The 18678-nt window shown below is 62.7% G+C and carries 17 protein-coding genes; 8 read left to right on the top strand and 9 right to left on the bottom strand.

The window, feature by feature from the left end; translation table 11 throughout:
- Positions 1–38 precede the first annotated feature (38 nt).
- Positions 39–998 (top strand): LysR family transcriptional regulator, encoded by a 960-nt coding sequence (locus tag ADIAG_RS01310; RefSeq protein ID WP_043472897.1) that lies wholly within the window; start codon positions 39–41, stop codon positions 996–998.
- Positions 999–1072: 74 nt separating this feature from the next.
- Complete coding sequence (locus ADIAG_RS01305; RefSeq protein ID WP_007269479.1) at positions 1073–2239, top strand: siderophore-interacting protein; 1167 nt, start codon at positions 1073–1075, stop codon at positions 2237–2239.
- 42 nt (positions 2240–2281) lie between these two features.
- Here ADIAG_RS01305 and ADIAG_RS01300 read toward each other — a convergent pair whose 3' ends face one another.
- From ADIAG_RS01300 to ADIAG_RS01275, 6 genes are all read right to left on the bottom strand, one after another.
- A complete protein-coding gene (locus tag ADIAG_RS01300; RefSeq protein WP_007269478.1) occupies positions 2282–2698 on the bottom strand; it encodes a hypothetical protein in 417 nt (138 codons plus the stop codon).
- A 322-nt stretch (positions 2699–3020) separates the two neighbouring features.
- Complete coding sequence (allB, locus tag ADIAG_RS01295) at positions 3021–4412, bottom strand: allantoinase AllB (protein WP_007269477.1); 1392 nt, start codon at positions 4410–4412, stop codon at positions 3021–3023.
- A gap of 60 nt (positions 4413–4472) precedes the next feature.
- Positions 4473–5621, bottom strand: a complete 1149-nt coding sequence (locus ADIAG_RS01290; protein ID WP_007269476.1) for a glycerate kinase — start codon at positions 5619–5621, stop codon at positions 4473–4475.
- Between the two features lie 27 nt (positions 5622–5648).
- Positions 5649–7454 carry a glyoxylate carboligase gene (gcl, locus tag ADIAG_RS01285; RefSeq protein WP_007269475.1) on the bottom strand — a complete coding sequence of 602 codons (1806 nt, stop codon included), beginning with the start codon at positions 7452–7454 and terminating at the stop codon, positions 5649–5651.
- Positions 7455–7635: 181 nt separating this feature from the next.
- Positions 7636–8553, bottom strand: a complete 918-nt coding sequence (locus ADIAG_RS01280; protein WP_007269474.1) for a 2-hydroxy-3-oxopropionate reductase — start codon at positions 8551–8553, stop codon at positions 7636–7638.
- Positions 8554–8620: 67 nt separating this feature from the next.
- Positions 8621–9412, bottom strand: coding sequence for a hydroxypyruvate isomerase family protein (locus ADIAG_RS01275; protein ID WP_007269473.1), 792 nt, complete (start codon positions 9410–9412; stop codon positions 8621–8623).
- A gap of 378 nt (positions 9413–9790) precedes the next feature.
- Between ADIAG_RS01275 and ADIAG_RS01270 the strand changes: the two genes are divergently transcribed.
- Positions 9791–10561, top strand: coding sequence for a formylglycine-generating enzyme family protein (locus ADIAG_RS01270; protein ID WP_043472585.1), 771 nt, complete (start codon positions 9791–9793; stop codon positions 10559–10561).
- Positions 10562–10854: 293 nt separating this feature from the next.
- Positions 10855–11346: an FBP domain-containing protein gene (locus ADIAG_RS01265; RefSeq protein ID WP_007269470.1), complete on the top strand. Its 492-nt coding sequence runs from the start codon at positions 10855–10857 to the stop codon at positions 11344–11346.
- Positions 11347–11614: 268 nt separating this feature from the next.
- Here the strand turns inward: ADIAG_RS01265 and ADIAG_RS01260 are convergent, their stop codons facing one another.
- Both ADIAG_RS01260 and ADIAG_RS01255 read right to left on the bottom strand, forming a co-directional pair.
- The gene (locus ADIAG_RS01260) at positions 11615–11896 is read right to left on the bottom strand and encodes a hypothetical protein (protein WP_152426004.1); all 282 of its coding nucleotides are present in this window, start codon (positions 11894–11896) and stop codon (positions 11615–11617) included.
- A 166-nt stretch (positions 11897–12062) separates the two neighbouring features.
- Positions 12063–12773, bottom strand: a complete 711-nt coding sequence (locus ADIAG_RS01255; protein WP_161623916.1) for an IclR family transcriptional regulator — start codon at positions 12771–12773, stop codon at positions 12063–12065.
- 333 nt (positions 12774–13106) lie between these two features.
- Here ADIAG_RS01255 and ADIAG_RS01250 point away from each other — a divergent pair, with 333 nt between their 5' ends.
- The 4 genes from ADIAG_RS01250 to ADIAG_RS01235 are packed head-to-tail and all read left to right on the top strand — an operon-like array spanning position 13107 to position 17149.
- Complete coding sequence (locus tag ADIAG_RS01250; RefSeq protein WP_007269467.1) at positions 13107–13922, top strand: fumarylacetoacetate hydrolase family protein; 816 nt, start codon at positions 13107–13109, stop codon at positions 13920–13922.
- Positions 13922–14902 carry an acetaldehyde dehydrogenase (acetylating) gene (locus tag ADIAG_RS01245; RefSeq protein WP_007269466.1) on the top strand — a complete coding sequence of 327 codons (981 nt, stop codon included), beginning with the start codon at positions 13922–13924 and terminating at the stop codon, positions 14900–14902. Before ADIAG_RS01250 ends, ADIAG_RS01245 begins: the two co-directional genes overlap by 1 nt.
- Positions 14899–15906, top strand: coding sequence for a 4-hydroxy-2-oxovalerate aldolase (gene dmpG / locus ADIAG_RS01240; RefSeq protein ID WP_007269465.1), 1008 nt, complete (start codon positions 14899–14901; stop codon positions 15904–15906). Before ADIAG_RS01245 ends, dmpG begins: the two co-directional genes overlap by 4 nt.
- A 49-nt stretch (positions 15907–15955) precedes the next feature.
- Positions 15956–17149, top strand: a complete 1194-nt coding sequence (locus ADIAG_RS01235) for a flavin reductase (protein WP_007269464.1) — start codon at positions 15956–15958, stop codon at positions 17147–17149.
- On the opposite strand, the gene ADIAG_RS19755 is transcribed toward ADIAG_RS01235, so the two are convergent.
- The gene (locus ADIAG_RS19755) at positions 17127–18467 is read right to left on the bottom strand and encodes a TetR/AcrR family transcriptional regulator (protein WP_007269463.1); all 1341 of its coding nucleotides are present in this window, start codon (positions 18465–18467) and stop codon (positions 17127–17129) included. The genes ADIAG_RS01235 and ADIAG_RS19755 overlap by 23 nt on opposite strands.
- Positions 18468–18678 lie beyond the last annotated feature (211 nt).

Raw genomic sequence — 18678 nt, 5'->3', positions numbered from 1 at the left:
ATCAACATACCGTTCAGGATTCCTGCACAATGGTGGTTATGGATACACGCCGTCTGCAATACCTCTACGAACTCTCACGCATGGGTTCGATGCGTGCCGTCGCAGATGTGCTGGGAACCACAACCTCTACCGTCTCCCAGCAGATCGCCGCGCTCTCTGCGGAGACCGGAACGAGGTTGCTGGAACCCGACGGACGCGGGGTCCGCCTCACCCCTGCAGGGCTCCGGCTGGCCGAGCACGCGCGCGGGATCCTGGCGGCCGTGGATGCCGCCCGACTTGATCTGGATCCAGCGGCCGAACCGACGGGAACGTTGCGGGTCGCCGGATTTGCCACGGCGATCCGCTCCACGTTGATGCCCATCATCGAAGAACTGGCCGAGCATCACCCCGCGGTAGGGATCGTGGTCTTGGAGCACGAGCCGGCCGAGGCGCTGGCAAAGCTCGCCGTGGACGACATTGATCTGGCGCTGACCTATGACTACAACCTCGCACCTGATCCGGTTGGCTCGGAGGTAGAGACCATGGATTTGTGGAGCACCCCCTGGGGCCTGGGAGTCCCCAGCGCTCAAGCTCATGCTTTGGGTGGACCCGGCGGCGCGCCCACCGCCGCGAGAGTGTTCACCGCGTTCAAGAACAGCGATTGGATCGGAAATTCACGCAATATCGCCGACGAAGATGTGCTCCGGCTGATCGCCTCGATGGCCGGGTTCGAACCTGCCATGCGTCACCAGGCCGACAGCCTCGATCTGGTCGAGGACCTGATCCTGGCAGGCCTCGGCGTGGGGCTGCTACCTGCCGATCGTCCGCACCGGCCCGGAATCACGATCCTGCCATTGCACGATCCGGACTTGCGTCTTCGCGCGTACGCACGGATCCGCGCGGGCCGCGGCGCCTGGCCGGCCCTCGCACTGGTCCTCGGGCGGATGCACCCCGGCCAAGGACCAGGCCTGATGCCACCGGGTGGTGAAGCATCACGCCCCCGAGCCCGCCACTTGTAACTCCGCGCTCCTACGGACAGACTCGTCAATACGGCGGACGACCGCACCGAACCCGGCAGAAAAGAGCTGTCACCATGTCGCACCACAAACACCACGGATATCGGGACGTGCCGCTCGTCGTTCCCCCGACCTTGGCCGCCGAGCACGCCCACGTGTTCGAGGCCGCGGTGGAGGCCGGGCGCCGGGCCGGCCGCAAGGCAGCCAAAAAGAAGCTGAAGCGCGCGGTGAGGCACGGAGGGCTCAAGCTCTCCAAGGAATTGCGTGAGGCAACACTGCGGGATGCGGAAAAGGCCGGGGCTCGGGCCGCCTACACCGCGGCGCTCAAGGCGCTACGCAAGGCCAGGAGGCATCCGCCACAAACCCTCACCCCGGCGCTTCCCGCCGGACAGGCTCCCGGCAGCGCTTCTCGCCTCACGGAAGCACCGCCTGCAGTGGCACGCAGTTCGCAGATCGTGCTGGAGGTGCTGCGCGTCCACTGGCTCAGTCGCAGCATGGTCAGGGTGGTTGTCGGCGGCCCGGATTTTGCCGCCTTCGAATCCAACGGTGCCGCCGACCAGCACGTGAAGCTGCACTTCGTGAATCCTGCCCTGGGTTTGGTCCCGCCCTATGAAATGCGCGCGCTGCGTGGACGTTTGGCCCGCGAAGACCTTCCGGTCACCCGTTCCTACACGATCCGGTACTACGACGCGGCGGCACAGGAGATCTCGATTGACTTCTTTGTGCACGGGAGCGAAGGCGTGGGTGGTGCGTGGGCCGCGGAGGCCAAGCCGGGAGATCCGCTGGTGCTTTCCAAACCCAAGGGAAAATTCCGTCCTGATCACGGCGCTGCCCAGCATCTCTACGTCGGGGATGAGTCAGCGATCCCAGCCATCGCCGCGGCCCTGGAGATGCTTCCCCGCGATGCCGTCGGCCAGGTGATCCTCGAGGTTGATTCGACTCTCGATGAATTCGACATCGACCGGCCGGCCGGAATGGTGTTGCAGTGGGTTCACCGTGACGGGGAGCCCTCGGCCACCAGCACCATGTTGGCCCATGCGCTGCGCGAGCTGCCCGCAGCACACGGTCAGGTGGAGATCTTGGCGTTGGGTGAGCGTTCGGCCACGCAGGAGATCCGTCGATTGTTGTCGCATTGGGACCTGGATCAGCGTCGGATCATGGTTTCCAACTACTGGACCCCGAAGAAATCCAGGCGCTCGTGGCGCACACCGTCCGGCGAAACACCGGGTTCCACCCTGCTGTAGCTGACCGCGCGGTGCACTGAGCGAACCGGGGGTACGAATGTTTCAGGCCGACACGGCGCGCATTTCGCGGCGGCGGTTGGCCAGCTGCAGGCCAGCAACGGAAGCCGCGTAAAGCAGGGCTGGTAACAGAGCCCAGACCCAGTCGCCGGGCAGTACTTCGAAGGCCTCTGCCGTCGCCCCACCCATGTTGATCCATGCGGCGAGCGGGACCGAGAGGCCCCAGGCCATCGCCACGGCCAGCATGCAGCTCCGGCACGAGGAAAAGCTCAGGAACTTCGCGCCCAGCGCGCTGAATACCGCGGCGAGCATCACGAAGGAAAAGACCACGAGCAAGAGGGTGTTGACCAGCCGGAATTCGTGCAGCCCGCCGGCCCTGTTGGAGACTAGAACGGCCATCACGGCGGCGGTCAGCGCCGCCGAGAGCCCCATCCCTAGGAAGTTGGCCTGCTTCCAGTTCATTGCCCACAACTTCCCATTATCCGCCGGTCCCGGCACGGCAATGTGCCTTCTCGACGCGCGGGCAGCGGGCCCGCACCCGTGGTCTGATCCGCACCACCTCGTACGTGGTGCGATGCGCGACACAATCACGCGCACCATCAGCATATAGTAAATCGCTTGGATGAAGCGAGGGGGGGGCGGGTAAAGCCTCGTGAGCACAGTGAACCGGGCCGCCGCGACACCCAGACATCGAGCAACCAACGCGTTCACTGACCAAAGAGACAACGTTGCTGCCATATGCGAGGGAGCCGTGGCGGCCCGGAAATTTATGGCGGGGTGGCTCCTAGGCCTCGCCCCGGCGGATGAGGTTGCCGTGCGGGGTCTTGAAGTCGACCTCGGTGCCGCGCACGAAGGTGCGCCGGACCTTGCCGGCCAGAACCTTGCCCTGGTACGGGGAGATCGGGTTCTTGTGGTGCAGCTTGTCCACGTCGACCACGAAGCTGTCCTCGGGACCGAAGAAGGCGAAGTCCGCATCGTTGCCCAGCGCGATAGCACCCTTGTGGGACAGCCCGGCGATTTCCGCCGGCCGGGCTGACATCCAGCCCAGCACCGTTTCGAGCGTGATGTCGCGGCGCTTGGCCTCGGTCCAGATCAACGCCAGGCCCAGCTGGAGGGAGGCAACCCCGCCCCAGGCGACGCCGAAGTCGCCGTTCTCGATGTCCTTCAGATCCAAGGTGGAGGGTGAGTGATCCGAGACGATCGAATCGATGATCCCGTCCTGCAGGCCCTTCCAGAGCAGTTCCCGGTTGGAGGCCTCGCGGATCGGCGGGCAGCATTTGAAGGCCGTGGCGCCGTTGGGGATTTCTTCGGCCAGCAGGGTGAGGTAGTGCGGGCAAGTCTCCACCGTCAGCTTCACCCCGTCGCGCTTGGCCGATTCGATCATCGGCAGCGCGTCGGAGGAGGACAGGTGCAGAATGTGGGCGCGGGCCCCGGTCCAGCGGGCGCGTTCGATGACCTCGGCCACCGCGACGTTCTCGGCCCCGCGTGGACGGGAGGCCAGGAACCTGTCGTAGTGGTCGCCCTCGGCGTTCGGTGCGCGATCGATGGCCCGGGAGTCTTCGGCGTGCACGAGCATCATCGAGTTGAAGGACACGATCTCGGTCATATCCTCTTCCATCTCGTCGGGTTCCAGGTACGGGAATTCTTCGACGCCGGAGTGCAGCAGGAAGCATTTGAAACCGAACACCCCGGCATCGTGGAGTTCACGCAGGTCTTTCTTGTTCCCCGGAATGGCACCGCCCCAGAATCCGACGTCCACGAAGGCCTTGGGGCGGGCCGCGTCCTGCTTGAGTTCCAGCGCCTCGACGTTGACCGTGGGCGGGATGGAGTTCAGCGGCATGTCCACGATGGTGGTCACTCCCCCGGCCGCCGCGGCCTTGGTGGCCGATTCGAAACCCTCCCATTCGGTGCGGCCCGGCTCGTTGACGTGCACGTGGGTGTCGACCAGCCCGGGAATCAGCACCTCTTCGGCACTGAGCTCGATCAACTGCGCACCGGACAGATTGTTGCCCAGCGGTTCGATGGCCACGATCTTGCCGTCGCGGATGCCGATTTCGCGCGCGACGGTCCCGGCGCCGGTGAGGATCCGCTCGCCGCGGATCACCAGGTCGAAGTCGGTGCCTGCGGTGTTTTCCGTGGCCGGTGTGCCTGCCTTGGTAAGTTCGATGTTGCCCATGGTCGCGTCCTTACGTCTCTTGGGTTCATTAGGTGGTGGGGAAGCTGTTCCGTGCCCCGGTCAGGGCGTTGCTGCTGCGGCTGCCAGGAATTCTGAGGCCAGTTGGGTTGCCGCCCGTTGCACGAGGGGTCCACCCTCCCTCAGGCAACGGGCAACATCGTGCTCCAGCTCGAGCAGCGAGCGTACCGCGGTGAATCCCGCATTCGCTGCCTGCTCGGTGGAAAGTTGGTTTCGTCCACAAATGGCGTAGACGGAGATGCCGTGGGCTGCGGCCAGTTGGGCCACGCCCACCGGGGTCTTGCCGTCCAGCGACTGGGTATCCAGGCTGCCCTCGCCGGTGAACACCGCGGCCGCGCCCTCCAGCGCCGCCTCGAGGCCGGTCAGTTCCAGCACCACGTCGATGCCGCGGCGCCGGATCGCACCCAGCACCGCCAGTGCGGCGAAGCCGACGCCCCCTGCGGCACCGGCGCCCGGGGATTGTGCGATGCCGGAAATCCGTGGTGCACCAAGCTGTGCACCCAGGGCCTGGGCGAAGCGTCCCAGCCCCGCATCGAGTGCCTCGACCTGTGCTTGGGTTGCGCCCTTTTGTGGGCCGAAAACGACGGCCGCACCGTTCGGTCCGGTCAGCGGGTTTTCCACATCGGCGGCCAGCGTGAAGGCGGTGTCGCCCAGGCGCGCGTCGAGCCCCGCCAGGTCCACGGCGTGGATCTGGGACAAGGCTCCTCCACCGCGGGGAAGTTCGTGGCCCGCGCCGTCGTGCAACCGTGCGCCGAGGGCCTGGAGCATGCCCGCACCGCCGTCGGTGCAGGCGCTTCCGCCCACCCCCATGATGATCTCGGTGGCCCCCGCCTCAAGGGCCGCGGAGATTAGTTGCCCGGTGCCGAAGCTGCTGGCACCCAGCGCGTCCTTGACCCCGCCGGGAAGCTGGTCCAGGCCCGAGGCCTCGGCCATTTCCACGATGGCGGTGACGCCCTTGAGCCCGAAGGCCGCACGCACCGGCTCGCCGGTGGGACCGGCGACGGTTCCGTGGTGCTGGGCAAAACCGCATTCGAGGGCGGCGGCCAAGGTGCCCTCGCCACCATCGGCGACCGGGACCGTCACGATGCGCGCTTCGGGCAGCGCCTGGCGCACCCCGGCGCTGATCGCGGCGGCGACTTCGGCGCCCGTGAGGGTGCCCTTGAATTTATCCGGTGCCACAACGATCAGCATGAGATGTCCTTTCCTACCCTTTGGTGGCTAGACCGATGCGCCGGCGTGGAGTTCGCGCGTCGCTTTCAGCGGAGTCAGCGCCGTGGGTGCGTCAGCCGCGGCGTCGGCCAGGTCCTCGAATTCGTTGACTGCATCAAGTTCAGCACCCATGGCGATGTTTGTCACACGCTCCAAGATGACCTCGACGACCACGGGCACCTGGAACTCGGCGGCCAGCTTCCCGGCCTGCGCAAAGCCCTCGGCGAGCTTGGAGGGGTCTTCGACGCGCACGGCCTTGCAGCCCAGACCCTCGGCGACCTTGACGTGGTCCACGCCGTAGCCGTTGGTCTCCGGGGAGTTGATGTTCTCGAAGCCCAGCGAGACGTGGAAATCCATCTCGAAGGGGCGCTGCGATTGGCGGATCAACCCCAGGTAGGAGTTGTTGACCACCACGTGGATGTAGGGCAGCTTGAACTGAGCGCCCACGGCCAGCTCCTCGATCATGAACTGGAAGTCGTAGTCGCCCGAGAGGGCGACAACGGTGGAGTTCGGCTTGCCGCGCACCACGCCCAGGGCCGCGGGCCCGGTCCAGCCCAGCGGGCCGGCCTGTCCGGCGTTGATCCACTGCCGCGGGCCGTAGACATGCAGCATTTGCGCGCCGGCGATCTGCGACAGGCCGATGGTGGAGACGTAGGTGGTGTCCTTGCCGAAGGCTGCGTTCATTTCTTGGTAGACGCGCTGCGGCTTGATCGGCACGTTCTCAAAGTTGGTCTTGCGGTGCAGCGTGCCCTTGCGTGCGGTGCACTGACCGGCCCACACCGAGTAGTCGGGCAGGGTGCCTGCGGCCTGGCGGTCGCGGGCGGCGGCCAGCAGCTGGTCAATGGCTGCCCCGGCGTCGGAGATGATGCCCAAATCCGGGGAGAAGACCCGGCCGATCTGAGTTCCCTCGATGTCGATGTGCACAAAGGTGCGGCCCTTGCGGTAAGTGTCCAGGCCGCCGGTGTGGCGGTTGGCCCAGCGGTTGCCCAGGCCCAGCACGAAGTCGGAGGCCAAGAACGAGACGTTGCCGTAGCGGGTGTGGGTCTGGATGCCGACCATGCCCGACTGCAGGCGGTGGTCATCGGGAATCGTGCCCCAGCCCATCAGGGTCGGGGAGACCGGGATGTTCAGCAGTTCGGCCAGTTCCACGAGCTTGTCCGAGGCGTTGGCGTTGATGATCCCGCCACCGGCAATGATCATCGGGTGTTTTGAGGCGACCAGCAGGTCCAGGACCTTCTCCGCCTGGCCGCGGGTTGCCGCGGGCTTATCCGGGGTCAGCGGCTCGTAGGCGTCGATGTCGAACTCGATCGTCGCCATCTGCACGTTGATCGGCAAATCCAGCAGGACCGGGCCGGGGCGTGCCGAGCGCATGATCTGGAAGGCCTTGGCGAAGGTGCCGGGGACCAGACCGGGTTCCAGGATGGTGACCGCGTACTTGGTGACCGGCTTGGCGATGGACTCGATGTCCACGGCCTGGAAGTCTTCCTTGTGCAGCTTGTCGGTCGGCGCCTGTCCGGTGATGCAGAGCATCGGGATCGAATCGGCGATCGCGGCGTAGAGGCCGGTGATCATGTCGGTGCCGGCCGGGCCCGAGGTGCCCAGGCACAACCCGATCTTGCCGGTGGCACGGGAGTAGCCGTCGGCCATGTGGCTTGCACCCTCGACGTGGCGGGCCAGCGTGTGGCGGATGGTTCCACGGCGCTGCATGGCCGAGTACAGGGGGTTGATGGCCGCCCCGGGCAGCCCGAAGGCCTCGGTGGCGTCTTCTTTTTCCAAAATCAAGACAATTGCATCTACAACGCGCATCTTTGCCATGGGGTCAGGCTCCTTGTTTCGCTCCCGGGGCCCGACACGCGATGTCTGGCTGGGGGGATGGGGATGAAGTGGGTGCGGATGCGCGCGGGCGGGTGCCTGGTGCAATTCCGTCGGGTGTCGGCGGCGGGCCCGGGGTGCGCGGTTGATGCGCGCCGGGTTCTCGATGCCGGTCTAGCAGGGGTTAGGTGGCGGCCACGGGTTCGGCCGGTGCCTCGGCGGATCCGCTGAGGCGTTGTACGCCGCGGAAGAGTCCGGAGTGGTCCAGGGCGCCGTCGCCGCTGGCCACGGTGGAGGCCACGAGCTGGGCGACCAGTGCGCCGAGCGGAAGTACAACCCCTGCCTCACGGGCCGCGGAGGTCACGATGCCCATGTCCTTGTGGTGCAGGGCCAAGCGGAAACCGGGCTCGAAGGAGCGCTCGAGGATCTTTTGGCCCTTCTGCTCCAGGACCTTGGATCCTGCCAGCCCGCCGCCCAGGACCGTGAGTGCGGCGTCGGTGTCCACGCCGTAGGCCTCGAGGAAGACCACTGCCTCGGAGAGCGCCTGGATGTTGGCCGCGACGATGAGCTGGTTGGCTGCTTTGACGGTCTGCCCGGAGCCGGCGGGACCGACCAGGACGATGGTCTTGCCTACGGCGTTGAAGACTGCCTCGGCGTCGGCGAAGTCGCCCGGTTCGCCACCGACCATGATGGATAGAACGCCGCCGATGGCGCCGGCCTCGCCTCCGGAGACCGGGGCATCAAGCGGGCGCAGGCCCGCGGCGGCGGCCTCGAGGGACAATCGCGCTGCCACGTCGGGGCGGATCGAGGAGTTATCGATCCATAGGGCGCCGTCCTTGGCGTGGGCGAAGACGCCCGCTTCGCCGGTGACTACGGCTTCGACGTCGGCGGAGTCCGGGACCATGGTGATCACGACGTCGGCGTCGGCCACCGCCTCCGGGATAGATCCTGCGCCCTTGCCGCCGGCGGCAACCAGTTCCGTGGTCTTTTCCGGGCTGCGGTTATAGCCGGTGACCTCGAAGCCGGCCTTGGACAGGTTAATGGCCATGGGCAGGCCCATGATGCCCAGGCCGATGAATGCGATTTTTTGCGTGTTCGACATGCCGTGCTCCTGAAAATTGGTGTGTGCGGGGGGGCGTGGGCACGGGTGGCCCGGAAGGGGGTGCGGGTTAGGCGGGTTGGCGGATGAGCCAAGTGAAGGCCTGCGCCTGCGCGGCCTTGTATTCCAGGGCGACTCCGCCGGAGTAGCCGAGCTCGCGGGTGCGGGTGACCCATTCGCCCAGCGGCAGGGTTCCGGTGCCCGGGGCTCCGCGTCCTGGATCGTCGGCGATCTGGACGTGCCCGAATTCATGGGCGTGACCCTCGATGAGTGCGGCCACATCCTCACCGTTCACGGCCAGGTGGTAGAAGTCCGCGAGCAGCTTGATGTTGGAGGCGCCTGCCACGTGGACCTTCTCCAGCACGAAGAAGGCATCTGCGGAAGTCTTCAGCGGGTAGTCCGCGGAGCCCGAGATCGGTTCGAGCAGCACGGTGCCGCCGATGCGCTCGACGCCCTTGGCTGCCGCGACGAGGTTGGAGATTGCCAGCTTGTCCTGCGCCTGGCCATCGACGCCCGACTGGCGGTTGCCGTAGAGGGCGTTGAAGCCCTTGCAGCCGGTGGCCTCGCCGATGGCGGTAACCACATCGATGTTGGCGAGGAACTCAGATTCGCGCCCGACCCAGGAAACCAGGCCGCGGTCTCCGCCGGCCATATCACCGGCGAAGAAGTTCAGACCATCGAGCCTCACGCCCGCATCCCTGATCGATGCGATGAAGGCCTCGACCTCGGAATCCGCAGGTACAGCGGTGGCAAAGGGCCACCAGAATTCAACGCTGTCGAAGCCTGCGGCCTTGGCCGCTACGGCACGCTCAAGTAGGGGCAGCTCAGTGAACAAAATTGAACAGTTGACGGTGTAGGTCATCTTCGACTCCTTCATGATTTCGATTTTCATATCGTGGAATATGTTTATTGCTCTATGAGAACTGTACCGAGTGGCCTGACTCACTGTCAAGAAGTGTCTCGCATCAGGAAGTCATCGCATGGCCGCGCGTCCGATCACTTTCTCCGCACGGCTTGGGCGGCTGCACGGACCGGATCCGCCGCGCATCACGCGAACTTCCGCTAAGCAAAAATTCTTCTTTGGTATGGACCCGCGCCGTAACCGACGATCGAAGCAACCCCGCCACACCACCCGTGGCGAAAGGTTCGACCCGTCATAGACCCCTCCAGATGTGCGCACAAGGCCTCCCAACTGCCGCTGTTGTCCCAGCCATGCGGCGTCATGGGGCATGATCGCTACATGGAGATCTCTCTCATCTCGATTCCGTCCGGAAGCATTCAACAGCGCGACGCGCGTTCACAGACGGTGCGCGAGGTGGATCTGCGGACCTTTCACATCGGTCGCACGCAAGTCACGAACGCACAATGGGCGCAGATCCCGGGCAGAAACCTCCCCGCTGACGCCCGAAGGCAGAATCCGACACATCCGGTGACCTGGTTCGAGGCGGTGTCCTGGTGCAACGAAGCTTCTGCGGTCGGCGGCCTGGAACCCGCCTATGAAATCGGCGAGGATCAGGTTTCGTGGAATGTTGCCTCCGAGGGCTACCGGCTCCCCACGGAAGCCGAGTGGGAATTCGCTGCCCGCGCCGGCACCGGCACTCCCGCCCATGGCGCGTTGGCGGACATCGCCTGGACCGCGGCCGATGCGCTTCAGGGCCCGCAGAATGTCGGGCTCAAGGCGGCCAACGCCTTCGGCTTACACGACATGATCGGCAATGTCTGGGAATGGTGCTGGGACTATGCGGACACCGCACGCTACGGAAGCTACCGCTCCTTGCGCGGCGGCGGCTGGGACGACAAATCCTGGAGCTGCCGGGCCTCGGTCCGCCGGGGCAGCGCACCGGATGCCGTGCTTGAGGACGTTGGGTTTCGAGTAGCCCGAGGAGCCGTTGGGGAAGCCGATGCCGGTGCCGCTCAAGGCTGGTCGGCACTTAGAGATCGGCAACGGGCCGACCTGCGTGGTCCACTGCCGGTTGGCTGGACCCCGTTGCGGAGCCTACTACGGGACTGATCGCGGCCAGCAGCGCACCTTGCAGGTGGGCGTATACTTTTTCCGTGTCCATTTTGATCCCAGCCCAGCTGCCCCGAGGGCGTTCGGAGGTAGCCGGCGTCTCTTTCGCCGGCTCGAGATAGCCCCGTCCGCTTCCGATGGTTTTTAGTGCGCCCTCAGCGCACCCACTTCCGCAGCCCGGTATCTGGCGTTTGTGCGCCCGACCCGCTTCCGCGGATCATTTCCCACCACCCGAATCATGCCCCCTGCCGTCGTATCGACCTTGGGGCGGGACACTTAGGCGACGATCGTTCATGCTTCCACTGACCGAAAAACAAATCCGTTCATCTTTCATCAACGCCTCGCTGCGCGAGCGTAAGGCCATCACTCTCCCGGCACACTTCGACACCGCGGACTGGGAAAACCTCGAATTCCTGGGCTGGCGCGATGCCAAACTTCCCTTGGTTGGCTACGTCGTCACGGTCCTAGACGAGGAACCGGTCGGGATCATGTTCCGCAAGGCCGAGGGCAACACCCGCTCTAGGCCCCAGTGTTCATGGTGTGAGGACGTCGATCTGCCCAACGACGTGGTGTTTTTCAACGCCAAGGCCGGCGGACAGGCAGGCCGGGATGGTGACACCATTGGCCTGCTGGTGTGCGCGAACTTCGAATGCCCGACAAATGTCCGTACCTTGAAGTCCCTGCCCTACCGGGGCTTCGACCGCGAGGCGGAGGCCACCCGGCGCATCGGCGTCCTGCTAGAACATGTGCAGAACTTTGCCCAGCGCGTGCGCGACGGAAAATAATCCTGGCTGAAGACCGGTTCCGCGTTCTTGATTGCGGATAGCCCGGATTCACAGGTAACCCCTCATCCCCGAAAAGCGGGGGCCGGGATCCACGGTTAGGCAGAAGTTACGTCAGGGATCTGCCCCGGAGCCGAATGGCTCCGGGGCAGATCCCTATATTGAACCGAGCGCTGTAACCACCAAAAATATGGCAGAAAAAGTCCAATACCAGCCTCGTGGGTCTGGTTTCTTTTCAGGAAACGAGGCATCAAGGCTATGCACTTAGCCATCAATAGGGCCCGCCCACGAGCAGCACTGCGGCCTGCCCTTGCCGATGCCCCGCAGCTGGCGCGGTTTGGTCCTGCTTGCCTGCCGGCATAGGCGTCGAAAACTGTAAAACCACCAGGTCCAACCAGACGATTGCCAGCAAGGGGATGGCGACGCTCAGTGCCGCGCGCCAAGCTGCCGGCCTGTCGCCTTTCGTGGGGCCCATGACCAAGAACGCCTGTGGATCAAGCACGCTGAGAGCGACGGCCCCGTCACCTTCCATCACCGGGCGCTGGAACATCAAGTCGCAGCCTTCATATTCGTTGGCTGAGATTTCGCATTTTTTAAGATGCTTCCCACGTTACCGACCAGACGTCCGCATGCCATCTGCTCAACTCGGGCAGAAATCCGCGTCATAGCGTGATGGCTCGTATAGTGAACGCCGCAGGGACCGGCCACACCTCAAAGAGTCACGCGCGGATCAGCAACGCTTCGGACACCCGCCGTGCAGCATCGAGGACCAACGGAGCCATTCGCTCAAGGGGATCCTGCGTCCGGCCCACCAGTGAGATACTGGCCAGCGGTTCGTGGCGATCACGAATAGATGCGGCCACACAGGCAACGCCGTCGAAACTTTCGCCAGATTCGTAGGCCAGCCCTCCACGGCGCCTGATGCGACTCAGCTCGGCATATAACATTTGAGGATCTTTAATGGTGTTCTGGGTGGTCTGCGGCAACCCGTCTTTGTACAGTTCATCGAGGTCCTCGGGGTCCATCCATGCAAGCATTGATTTTCCAAGCGCCGTTCCATGGGCCGAGTTGCTGCCGCCGACACGTGATGGGACAGAAACCGCCGCACGACCGCCGAGCTTATCCAGATAGTGAATATTCAATCCGTCCAAGACGGCCAAGTGCACCACCATTCCCGTACGCATTTGCAGCTCATGGAGCAGTGGTGCCGACTCGGCTCGGATTCGACCATTGACGGAGTCGTGGCTGCGATACTTCATCGTTCGCCAGCCCATGCCGTACCCCTCCGGCGTGTGTTCAACCCAGCCAAACTGGACAAGCTGATCAAGAATGCGATGCGTTGTCGAACGTGGAAGCTTGGTCCGCTCGGTAATTTCGTCCAGTAGGAATTTTGCGTTAAAAGGCTCAAACGCCTCCATAATCAACGTCATTCTAGCCGCCATGGAGGGCGCCTGGCTTTTCACCGCCGCAGGAGAGCATCCGGTGGGGGCGCTAGCAGCAACAGTCATCAAGAACCTCCGGGAAGAAGAACATTTCACCCTCTCACTTCTACGAAGAGGGGAATTTACATTGATTAAGACCTCGAGTGAGTGCAACCAGACCGCGCGCGGTGTGATGTGCCGCACTCAAGATGATGCTCACTGTACACCTCACTACAGAGCCAAGGCTAGTGCCATGCCTCAAAAATCATCCCGCTCTCCGGGACCACCCTCTCGAGGCGTTCTTGCACCGAGACATACTGGGGCTTCACCCAGGGAGGACGGATGACAATGTTCACCGAAACAGCGACCGCCAATATGGCCGATCTCGCTGAATTGGCCAAGCGACTACGCGATGCCGAAGACAACAATATGGCCATCAAGCCAATCCGCGATGAACTGGCTTTCGGCGGCATCGACGCCGCGTACACAGTGCAGCAACTCAACGAAGATTATTGGGTTTCGCAGGGGCGCCGGGTTGTGGGGCGCAAGATCGGACTCACTTCCAAGGCGGTGCAAGCACAGATGGGCGTTGACCAGCCCGACTTCGGAGTTTTGTTCGCGGACATGTGCCTGGCCGACGGTGAAAGCATCGTGGCAGGAGATGTTCTTCAACCGCGTGTGGAAGCCGAAGTCGCCCTAGTCCTGAAGCAGGATTTACCAAATCCTGACACCACCATGAACGAACTCTTGGCAGCAATCGACCACTTATTGCCATCCATCGAAATAGTTGGATCCCGCATTAATAACTGGGACATTTCCATCCTTGACACCATTGCTGACAACGCATCCTGCGGACGAATTGTCAGCGGCACCGTCCCGGTCCTACCTTCCGCGCTGGACCTAGGCGCTGCCGGAATGGTCATGGAAGTCAACGGAAAAGTGGCCTCCGTGGGCTCAGGCGCCGCGTGTCTCGGGCACCCCTACCGTGCCGCGCTGTGGCTTGTACGCCGCATGGCCGGATTGGGTAGACCCGTTCGCGCCGGGGAAATCCTGATGTCCGGGGCTCTGGGTCCCATGGTCAATTTCCCGCCGGGAGCAAACGCACTTGTAACTATTCAGGGCCTTGGTCAGGTCCGCATCACGCATGAGGAGAAATAATGGAAAACCAAAGACGTTGGCCCGTGGCCATTATTGGCTCGGGTAACATCGGCACCGACCTGATGATCAAGGTCATGCGCGGGTCCACCCGACTTGAGATGGGCGCGATGGTCGGCATCGACCCCGACTCCGATGGACTGCGTCGCGCGGCATCATTTGGGGTTCCCACCACCGCCGAAGGCATCGAAGGATTGCTTAAGCTCCCGAACTTCAAAGACATCAAGGTGGTCTTCGACGCAACGAGCGCCTCGGCCCACCGCACGAACTGGGAACTGCTTAAGGAAACCGGCGTTCGGGTGTTGGACTTGACCCCGGCAGCCATCGGCCCTTCGTGCATTCCGGTGGTCAACATGGAAGAACACCTGGAAGAAACCAACCTTAACATGGTCACGTGCGGAGGCCAGGCCACGGTTCCCATCGTGGCCGCCATCTCCGAGGTGGCACCGGTACGCTACGCCGAGATCGTCTCCTCGGTCTCCGCGCGTTCCGCCGGCCCCGGCACCCGAGCCAACATCGACGAATTCACCGAAACCACCTCCGAAGCGCTGGTCCAGGTCGGTGGCGCTGCCGAGGGCAAGGCCATCATGATCCTGAACCCTGCCGAGCCACCCATGCTGATGCGCAACACCGTATACGCCCTGGTTGAAGGCGAGCAGGACCACACGGCCCTCGAAGCTTCCATCGGGAAGATGGTATCCAAGGTGCAGGAGTATGTCCCGGGCTACCAACTCAAGCAGGCAGTTCAATTTGAGACCTTCGGCGCAGAAAACCCACTGTACATGCCTGGTTCCGGTGAATTCCGCGGCACCCGTGTCATTGTCATGCTCGAGGTCACCGGCGCAGCACACTACCTGCCCGCTTACGCAGGCAATCTGGATATCATGACTTCCGCCGCCATGGCCGTGGCCGAACGCTGGGCCGAAAATTCCGGAGTTGAAAGCCACCTCACCGAAACTACTTTGCAGGAGGTAGGAGCATGAGCAAGCTTTACATTTCCGATGTCACCCTACGCGATGGCATGCATGCCATCCGTCACCAATACACGGTAGACCAGGCCGTTGCCATCGCCACGGAACTAGACCAAGCCGGCGTCTCGTCGATCGAGGTTGCCCACGGGGACGGCATCAACGGTTCCTCCTGCGTCTACGGATTTGGTGCCCACACAGATCTGGAATGGATCTCGGCAGTCGCCGGGGCCGTCAAAAACGCAAAGGTCGCAACACTTGCCTTGCCGGGCATCGCCACCATTAGCCACCTCAAGGATGCCCACAGTGCTGGCGCCTCGGTGGTGCGCATCGCTACACATTGCACCGAAGCCGATGTCTCGGCACAGCACATTGCCGCTGCCCGGGCGCTGGGCATGGACACCGTTGGATTCTTGATGATGTCTCATATGAGCCAGCCCGCAGAACTGGCCCAACAAGCAAAACTCATGGAAAGCTACGGCGCCACCTGCGTGTACGTGGTTGACTCCGGTGGAGCCCTGACCCCACATGGAGTGGCCGAACGCATCGATGCCTTCCGCGACGTGTTGGACCCGGAAACCGAGATCGGTATCCACGCACATGAGAACCTCTCACTGAGCATCGCAAATTCACTCACCGCAGTCGAGCACGGCGCCAATCGCGTCGATGCCTCACTGGCCGGCATGGGCGCAGGCGCGGGCAACGCGCCGCTGGAAGCATTCATTGCCGCGGCCGACAAGTACGAGTTCGAGCACGGTTGCTCCCTGCCCATCCTGATGAACGCCGCCGATGACTTGGTCCGGCCGCTGCAGGATCGACCGGTACGGGTTGACCGCGAAACCCTCTCACTTGGATACGCCGGGGTTTACTCAAGTTTCCTCCGCCATGCAGAAACCGCCAGCAAGCGCTACGGAATCCCCACTACGGAAATTCTGATGGAACTTGGCAACCGACGAATGGTCGGCGGTCAAGAAGACATGATCGTGGACGTAGCGCTGGACCTACTGGACCAGAAGTAACCTTCAGCCCTGTCGGGCTTGCCAGCACTACCGTACGAAAGGAAAGACAATGAACGCAGTCAGTTTGGGGGCCCAGCGCCCAGCAGTCGAGGATCCGATGGCTTTCCGCAATGTCCTAGGACATTTTCCCACCGGCATCGTTCTCATCACGGGCATTGCCGAGGATGGTGAACCTGTCGGCATGATCGTGGGTTCCTTTACTTCTGTCTCTCTGCAGCCGCCGCTGGTGGGTTTTCTCCCCACGGTTAGTTCTCACACGTTCAGTCGGTTGCGCACGGCGAAGTCCTTCTGCGTCAATGTGCTGGCCGGAGATCAAGAAGATCTTTGCCGCCACTTCGCCGGGCGCTCCGAGAACAAGTTTGACTCCGTGGAGTGGACGCCGGCCCCTTCCGGCGCCCCGGTTCTCACCGATGTGGTCGCCTTCATCGACTGCACCTTTGAGTCGATCGCGGACGCCGGAGACCATCACATTGTGGTTGGTGCGGTTCAAGAACTCCAGGTGTGCCGCCCCGTGGCGCCACTGCTGTTCTTCCAGGGCGGTTATGGCCAGTTTGCACCGATGTCACTGCATGCCCCATTCGAAACTGACCTTATCGCCGGAGTGCTGCTAGCCGAGCAGGGCAGGGCCGAAATGGAATGGCTTGCTTCGTCCTTAGGGGCACAGTGCACGGCAATGGCGGTGGTCAATGATCAAATGGCGGTCATGGTCGCGGGTTCGGGTTCCGCATGGGATGCCGAAGCACGACTCGGGGAACGCATTCCACTGATGCCACCGATGGGGGAACTGTGTCTGTCGTGGGAGAACGAGGAAGCCATTCAACGTTGGTTGGATCGGGCACTGCCAAGTGATGAGTGCTCGCCGAATGAATACCGGGAGCGTTTGCGTGCGGTACGCAAACGCGGCTGGTCGCTGACCCTAAAGGGCGATTATCGGGATGAAGAGGTCTTTGCCGCCCTGCGCGAGTACTCCTCGGGCTGCTACACCCCGGCGCAGGAACGGCATATCCGCGAGATCATTTCGCGTACCTCCAGTAGCTACGCTCCGATCACGCTGAAGGACGGGGAAAGTTACGAGGTTGACTCTCTGCTGGCTCCCGTGTGGGATTCGGCGGGCAAGGTGCGGCTGGTACTGCGCATCACTCACCTGCCAAGCTCGGCAACGGCACAACAGATCATCGCCTGGGCAGACCAATTAATGCTTACGGCGACCGCCATGAGCATCAATCCCGGTGCCCGAAGCTAGTACCAGGGTAGCCAATCGGGTCTAAGACGGCAGTGCCGTCTTGGATCCTTTTGGCTACCCGGTACAAGGCCGTACTGATCAAATCCGCAAGCAGTTCTGGATCCCCCGGGCGATCGTCCACTTGCCTACTCAGCAGGCTGCTTTCCAGCAGTCGAAAGAGACACTCGGTAAAGTATCTGGCTAATTCGCCACGTTCGTTTTCCTCTGACATTGGTGACAACATTTCTTGGAACCAGCGGACGGTCACTTCGTAGGCGTCTTGTATCACGAGTTCCAGTTCTCGCCGACCTTCATAGACTCGATCAGATTGCTGCAACAGAAGCAGTAAACCAAGCGCCAAGACTCCACCACTCTCGCTGCCGACTATTGCCGGGTGGATATAGCTACGCACGTGATCCGACCAGTCGCCATCGTCCGGGCGGAGATGCGACAGCTGACTAGTCGATGCCCACCTCCGCCTGGCTTCCTCAATGACGGTGGAGATCAACTCATCCTTATCCTTAAAGAACCAATATAGGGAACTTGCTGGCAGCCCTGCCTTTTCACAGGCTCGAGCAATCGTGACGCCGTCGTAACCAAGTTCCATGATGACGTCCTTGGCCGCACGCACAAAAGCTTCCCTACTTCCCTCCGGGGAAGATTTAGCGTCTTGCAACGGCCTTACCGGTGCTGCATCTAGGCGGTGCTCAATCGCAATTTCGACGGTGCGATTAGCTATTTCATCAAGACATGCAGCAATCAACAAGTTCAAACGCTTGGCTTCAAGACGTCTCGACTCATGGAGGTTGAGGACTTCGGACTCCCTGATTCCCACGGTGAGTTGCCCGAGCACGATCGAAGCACGACTCTTTTGTTCCATGTCTTCAGGAAGGGTTCGTTCCCACCACCGGGCCAACCATTCAACGCTTTCATTCCTAATTTGCAAGAAACGATCCCTCGCCGGAATGGGGTCTTGTGGGCGGGATATAGCAAGCTGCAACCCCACACGCCAATAATCCATGCTTGCCCCCGCTTGGGGCGACCGAATCAGTTCGGCGTACAAATCGTCCCGGCGCACGCGGCCCGGCGGAGTATCGAGCCAGTTCGGCAGTCGAGAGGCTTGCGTCCGGTAGGCGTGCTCCAACGCCGCAGCGATCAAGCTTTCCTTGTCGGTAAAGTGCCAGTAGATGGAACTTGCAGATACGCCGGTGGCTCTACGGACCATGGAAAGAGTCGTACCTGAGTAACCATGGCTGATGACCAACCGCATTGTTTCTTCAAGGATCCGAATCCGTGTTTCCTCGCCCTGCAGATTCTTGCGGTCCGTCTTGCGCTGCATCTATGATCACCCGTGTCCTTCCGGCCGGATACCGGCGCCTCCCCAGCCTAAGCCTTAGCCGGGGAAGGAAGAAAAACGGGCCCTTTCAAATGTCAGCAACGTTATTACCTCAAAGAGAGCCTTAGTTCCCTGGCGCGATACGGGAATTGCTCGAGGTGCGCAAACGCAGAAGCCCGCGGTTTCCACGAAATGTCCGTGGAAACCGCGGGCT

The organism is Paeniglutamicibacter gangotriensis Lz1y (assembly GCF_000348945.1).
GTDB classification, from domain to species: domain Bacteria; phylum Actinomycetota; class Actinomycetes; order Actinomycetales; family Micrococcaceae; genus Paeniglutamicibacter; species Paeniglutamicibacter gangotriensis.
The sequence above is the reverse complement of the archived record's forward strand: the minus strand, read 5'-3'. Positions and strand labels throughout refer to the sequence as shown.

Excerpts from the sequence above, each read along its gene's own strand:
- ADIAG_RS01275 (WP_007269473.1), bottom strand. The coding sequence starts at position 9,412 with ATGACCTACACCGTCAACTGTTCAATTTTGTTCACTGAGCTGCCCCTA.
- ADIAG_RS01300 (WP_007269478.1), bottom strand. The coding sequence starts at position 2,698 with ATGAACTGGAAGCAGGCCAACTTCCTAGGGATGGGGCTCTCGGCGGCG.
- ADIAG_RS01310 (WP_043472897.1), top strand. The coding sequence starts at position 39 with ATGGATACACGCCGTCTGCAATACCTCTACGAACTCTCACGCATGGGT.
- ADIAG_RS01235 (WP_007269464.1), top strand. The coding sequence starts at position 15,956 with ATGAACGCAGTCAGTTTGGGGGCCCAGCGCCCAGCAGTCGAGGATCCG.
- ADIAG_RS01305 (WP_007269479.1), top strand. The coding sequence starts at position 1,073 with ATGTCGCACCACAAACACCACGGATATCGGGACGTGCCGCTCGTCGTT.
- ADIAG_RS01290 (WP_007269476.1), bottom strand. The coding sequence starts at position 5,621 with ATGCTGATCGTTGTGGCACCGGATAAATTCAAGGGCACCCTCACGGGC.
- ADIAG_RS01255 (WP_161623916.1), bottom strand. The coding sequence starts at position 12,773 with ATGACGTTGATTATGGAGGCGTTTGAGCCTTTTAACGCAAAATTCCTA.
- gcl (WP_007269475.1), bottom strand. The coding sequence starts at position 7,454 with ATGGCAAAGATGCGCGTTGTAGATGCAATTGTCTTGATTTTGGAAAAA.
- ADIAG_RS01245 (WP_007269466.1), top strand. The coding sequence starts at position 13,922 with ATGGAAAACCAAAGACGTTGGCCCGTGGCCATTATTGGCTCGGGTAAC.
- ADIAG_RS01280 (WP_007269474.1), bottom strand. The coding sequence starts at position 8,553 with ATGTCGAACACGCAAAAAATCGCATTCATCGGCCTGGGCATCATGGGC.
- allB (WP_007269477.1), bottom strand. The coding sequence starts at position 4,412 with ATGGGCAACATCGAACTTACCAAGGCAGGCACACCGGCCACGGAAAAC.
- ADIAG_RS01250 (WP_007269467.1), top strand. The coding sequence starts at position 13,107 with ATGACAATGTTCACCGAAACAGCGACCGCCAATATGGCCGATCTCGCT.
- dmpG (WP_007269465.1), top strand. The coding sequence starts at position 14,899 with ATGAGCAAGCTTTACATTTCCGATGTCACCCTACGCGATGGCATGCAT.
- ADIAG_RS01265 (WP_007269470.1), top strand. The coding sequence starts at position 10,855 with ATGCTTCCACTGACCGAAAAACAAATCCGTTCATCTTTCATCAACGCC.
- ADIAG_RS19755 (WP_007269463.1), bottom strand. The coding sequence starts at position 18,467 with ATGCAGCGCAAGACGGACCGCAAGAATCTGCAGGGCGAGGAAACACGG.
- ADIAG_RS01270 (WP_043472585.1), top strand. The coding sequence starts at position 9,791 with ATGGAGATCTCTCTCATCTCGATTCCGTCCGGAAGCATTCAACAGCGC.